The sequence below is a fragment of the Bacillus sp. JJ1532 genome, assembly GCF_036965085.1.
Classification (GTDB): domain Bacteria; phylum Bacillota; class Bacilli; order Bacillales; family Cytobacillaceae; genus Cytobacillus.
Genome location: NZ_JBALOW010000082.1, coordinates 1 through 4,491, shown reverse-complemented (window position 1 = coordinate 4,491; position 4,491 = coordinate 1). Strand labels below are relative to the sequence as shown.

Below are 4,491 nucleotides of genomic sequence, written 5' to 3'. Positions count from 1 at the left end.
CTAAACATGAATTCTGTATTTCTTTTTAAACGTTCATCTGGTTCAGAAAAGAATCTAAAATTTACTTCTACTGCATTTAATCCAAATCTGTTATTAGCTTGATAAGTTCCAAATGGTTGCCAACTCCTTAGTGTAAATGGTATATCAGCTTTTGGTACATCCATTACTGGTCTTCCGTACTTATCAAAAACTTTAATACCATTTTCATCTAATAATTGTTTAGCAGGTGAGAATAGATGAGCTGTTTCTTCTCTCATTTTAAACCACCCTTACTCTTCGTCTTCTTTGAATTTGTTGCAGTATTTCTTTTGGATATTCAGTTACATAACTCTCTGACATATCTCCTTCAGTCTTATTTTTCAATACTCCATTCTTTCTATAAATCTTCTTTTCATAATCATAGATGACCATTTTTACTAAAGTAGATCGAAGAGAATGAGGAACTTCATCATGAAAACCTTCATTCAGTATGAAATTAGTCGCATCTTCTATATAATATTCTAGAATTGTGTCTTTAGAGTCATCTTCAATATTTAGCAACGCTTTTACAGTTTCTAAAATGGATTCCATATTATTCACCTTTTAGCTCTTTTAATCGAGATTCTGCATTCTTTTTACCCTTAACTTGCTCACCATTAGGTAATTCATAAACACCCTTACTCACTTCTTTTAATTCTGTAGTTGATTCGTCTTCAATTTTTTTCTTACTAGCAGGTTCGTACCCTTGGTGTTTATACAAAGTATTGAAAGCCTTTTCTGTTGCAAAAATCTCTTTTCCTTCGTTATTAACGTATTTCTTCATTACACATTCTCCTTTAAAACTAAATCAATTTTTCCAAGCTCTGCAATCATTTGTTCCTAAGTTTTAACTAAAACATTAAGTGGTCTGTTTGCAACCAATGTCTCATTTTGATATAAATTGTAAACGTCAGTGAAAGACATGTTCATAAGTTCAAAATGATCATACATAGAGCTTTCAACTTCTAAGTAACCCATTTTCTTATAAATGGCATTAAATACTTTATCAGTTAAGATAACAACATGTTCACCATTAGAATAAGGCTTCAATAAAATTTCCCACCTTTCAATGATTGAAAAATAAAGGACAGGAAGTTAAATTCCCCGTCCTCATGTTATGTATTTCTCTTTATTAAGCTCCTGCTTTTGGAGTTAATACAGCGAATGCATCTTCCTTAATTGGCAAGAATCCAATACGCATAGTTGCTTTAATAGCTACCATATCTTGCTCAGCAAGGGATAGTGGCTTTCCATCTGTATGTAATGTATTTTGTAGTGTAGCTTCTGTAAGAATTTGATATTCGATTCCTTGACGAATACCAACAATTGAGTAATCGAAGTTCCCTGCAATAATTTCTGCATTAGCTTTATCAAAAGCACCCTTGGAAGCATATTCAATTGCTTCATTATAAAGTTCAGTTTGATTTACTCCTTCTACATAAAGAGCATTACCATTAGCATCACGAAGTTTTCTTAAAGAATTTTTAATTCCTCTGTGTGCTACAAATGCATTGACATCTAGTCCAGCATCTTCAATTAATGCCATAGTATCTGATACATCTAAATCTAAAGAAGCATTAGTACCTAGTGCAACTTTATTTCCAGCAGTATCGGCTACACCAAAAATACTCTTTGCAAAAGGTGATCCTGTTCCAAACAAACATGCTCCATCAATAGCATTATAAAACGCTTTACTAATCTCAGGAACTAGTTCACCAAACACTTCAATAATGGAATCATTCATTTTTTCTTTTGTTACAGGAATAATAACCGCAAGTTTCTTAGCTTCAATTTCAGGATGAATCCAAGTTGCACCTGAAGTTTGAATTCTCTCACCTTCACCAACCCAATATGCACCGGGTCCCTCTGCTAACACTGAAAACCTTTTCTTATCACTTTTCATTGGTTCAACTTTCGATAGTTTAAGAATAGTAGAACCTTGTGTAACTTCTTTCATAATTCCTGCTGCTTGCTCTGTTGGCACAAAACCTTGTAATTGATCTTTTAATACTGTCATAATAAAATAACCTCCATTTAATTTTTATAATTTTTATTTAAAGTAGTAAAAACTACTTTCTAGATTGATTATCGGAAATAACTTTAAAGAAATCTAAAGTACCACTTCCGCTATTACCTGAAGAACCTTCTTCAAGCGTTGTTCCATTATCCTTCAATATTTCATCCTTCACAGTTTGAACTTGACCATTCCAAACTTCTTCAAATTTGGTTAAGTTTTGAGTCATTGTATCCTCATCGTTTCCAATAAGATAATCAACTAGGAAGGTTGGGAGTTTCTTTTCGGATAATTGAGATAAAGCATTTGCTTTTAATTCTTTTCTTAATGATTCTGCTTCCGAATTTGCAATTTTTTCTTCTAATTCTCTAATCCTTTTCTGTTCAGGTGTTTCGTTCGGATTAGTAGCCTTAGAAACTGCATCGTCAATTAATTTCTGAAGATGATTCGACTTCCAAGTATCTAGACCTTTCGTATAATACTGATCCAATTTCGGTTGAAGAAGTCTCTTACCTTCATCTGTGTCTAGGAAAGTCTTTACTCCTTCAGGTGTTACTTGAGATAACCCCTGTAAGTATGCTTTAACTTCCTCGTTATTTTTTTGCTCCTCTAGGAACGTTTTTACTGCTTGTAAATCCATTTTTATTCCTCCTTAACCCTTTATGTACGAGCCATAAAGTGTTGTGATATGTGTTGTTTGTGTATTCTATCCCCACTAAATACACTCTTCTGTCCCTAATCCTATACAGAAATCCCATAATAAAAAGCCACTCCAAAATGAAGTGACTTAATAAATATTTTCATCTAACCATTCATCAAATGGCTCAAAACTATCGTTGTAATAAATTTCTTCAATTGTATTTATTAATATCGGTAACCACATAGACCTACATCTTATGTGTGCTGGAAGAAAAGGTTTATTAGGATCATCCAGTCTATACCTCCTTCCATCATGTCCCCTACAAAATTCAGTAGTACGATTATCAAGGACTGCTGAGAATTCAACACCTTCAACAATTTTACTGTCTCTAAATATGTCTTCTTCTGCTGCCCCAATAATCCTAGAACCTTCAGTAATCAGTAAAGATGTAGAATAGCTGTAATGTAGCCCAAATTGCTTTTCAACTTTAGAAGCAACTAAATCCATAGTTTCACCTTTACGAACAGAATCTGCAAAATCAGTTCGCAATTTATTAGCCAATGACAAATGATTATTACGAATTCTTTCATCAAAAATAATTCCATTCCAATTCATTTTTACAATAGATTCTATTAATTCATCTTTTAATATCTTAAAATTAACTCTAATACCTAGTACTTTTTCAAAAGTGTAAGCTACTTGAAAATATGTCCTAGAATATAAAAGCATAAAGATTAAAGTAGTAATGGCTATTTCTTCCTTAATTGAACTCTCTGCTTCTTCTTTAAGAAATTTCTCGATTGAATCTAATCTATTGTATTTTAACAAATCAGCATATTCTATTTTTCCTTCTTTACCGAGCTTAATGAATAAGTTATTAAAGTAATTTATCGTTTTATCCTTAGATTGCATGTAGGACTTCAATACTTCAAGATGTCCTTTTTCACTTTCTTCAAATAATCCATTAATAACTTCAATTAGTTCCTCAGTGAGTTTCTTCATTTAATGCACCATTTTGCTTTTTCAGATGTTCATCTAGTGTAAGCAATCCCATTGCATCACGTTCTCTAAGCAATTTCTGTATTGTACCCTGTGGGTTAGTCACACGAGGAAGGTAAGAAATTAAATCCTCAAGAGGAAGCATATCCTTTAACTGTACAATCATAGAGGCTACTGCAACCTCATCTACTGGTACGTTTCTTGTAAAGGAAATTGATATGTCTTTATAACAATAATCTTTTGATTCAGCAATCTTTAGCCACTCACAGAATAACTTGAATCTCTTCATTAGAGCTTTCTCAAATATTGATTCTTTAATGGCTGAGAGGTTTTCTAACTCTTGCAACTTTAAACGAATACTTACACCACTCGTATTACTCATGAAGTTTTCATTTAAATTTACAGTATTTGTTTGAATATAGAATTCATCTTGCCATTGTTTAATCATATCGGTAAAGAAAGCATTGTTAACATCTTTGATTGACCAATATACCTTACTTCCTACTGGTGTCAATAAGATTCCATTTTGTTTCATTTTAATTGCTTCGTCTAAATCTAATTCTGCATTCTCAATTACTAAATATGCTGAACGATGATCAAGCATTTCGTTTGCTGCTGAACTATTTACAGCATTATAGAGATCATTAATCCTTATAATTCCATCAAAGGCAGAACGCTTTGAATCATTATTAGCTACTTCATTAACAGGACAAACACTAAATAAATGTCTCTTTTTCATCAATTGAGTTAAATGTTTATCTTTTAAAATGTATTTAGTTAAGTTTTTGTCATCCCAGACGTCTACATGGGTTGAATCATC

At 32.3% G+C, this 4,491-nt stretch carries 8 protein-coding genes; all 8 read right to left on the bottom strand.

Going from position 1 to position 4,491, the window contains the following annotated elements:
• A partial coding sequence (locus V7122_RS21715) for a hypothetical protein (protein ID WP_335529023.1) occupies positions 1-257 on the bottom strand: 257 nt, incomplete at its 3' end.
• Position 258: 1 nt separating this feature from the next.
• Positions 259-570, bottom strand: coding sequence for a phage head-tail connector protein (locus V7122_RS21710; RefSeq protein ID WP_335529020.1), 312 nt, complete (start codon positions 568-570; stop codon positions 259-261).
• Between the two features lies 1 nt (position 571).
• Entirely contained in the window at positions 572-802 is a 231-nt protein-coding gene (locus tag V7122_RS21705; protein WP_335529018.1) for a hypothetical protein, read from the bottom strand.
• Between the two features lie 56 nt (positions 803-858).
• The gene (locus tag V7122_RS21700; RefSeq protein WP_335529016.1) at positions 859-1,068 is read right to left on the bottom strand and encodes a hypothetical protein; all 210 of its coding nucleotides are present in this window, start codon (positions 1,066-1,068) and stop codon (positions 859-861) included.
• 82 nt (positions 1,069-1,150) lie between these two features.
• Complete coding sequence (locus V7122_RS21695; protein ID WP_335529014.1) at positions 1,151-2,035, bottom strand: phage major capsid protein; 885 nt, start codon at positions 2,033-2,035, stop codon at positions 1,151-1,153.
• Between the two features lie 52 nt (positions 2,036-2,087).
• Positions 2,088-2,672 carry a DUF4355 domain-containing protein gene (locus V7122_RS21690; RefSeq protein WP_335529012.1) on the bottom strand — a complete coding sequence of 195 codons (585 nt, stop codon included), beginning with the start codon at positions 2,670-2,672 and terminating at the stop codon, positions 2,088-2,090.
• Between the two features lie 147 nt (positions 2,673-2,819).
• Entirely contained in the window at positions 2,820-3,674 is an 855-nt protein-coding gene (locus tag V7122_RS21685) for a minor capsid protein (protein WP_335529009.1), read from the bottom strand.
• On the bottom strand, positions 3,658-4,491 hold an 834-nt coding region (locus V7122_RS21680), incomplete at its 5' end, for a phage portal protein (protein ID WP_335529006.1). The genes V7122_RS21680 and V7122_RS21685, both read right to left, overlap by 17 nt.

What these genes read in the sequence shown, in the direction of transcription:
- V7122_RS21695 (WP_335529014.1), bottom strand. Translation starts at nt 2,035, where the DNA reads ATGACAGTATTAAAAGATCAATTACAAGGTTTTGTGCCAACAGAGCAA.
- V7122_RS21690 (WP_335529012.1), bottom strand. Translation starts at nt 2,672, where the DNA reads ATGGATTTACAAGCAGTAAAAACGTTCCTAGAGGAGCAAAAAAATAAC.
- V7122_RS21710 (WP_335529020.1), bottom strand. Translation starts at nt 570, where the DNA reads ATGGAATCCATTTTAGAAACTGTAAAAGCGTTGCTAAATATTGAAGAT.
- V7122_RS21705 (WP_335529018.1), bottom strand. Translation starts at nt 802, where the DNA reads ATGAAGAAATACGTTAATAACGAAGGAAAAGAGATTTTTGCAACAGAA.
- V7122_RS21685 (WP_335529009.1), bottom strand. Translation starts at nt 3,674, where the DNA reads ATGAAGAAACTCACTGAGGAACTAATTGAAGTTATTAATGGATTATTT.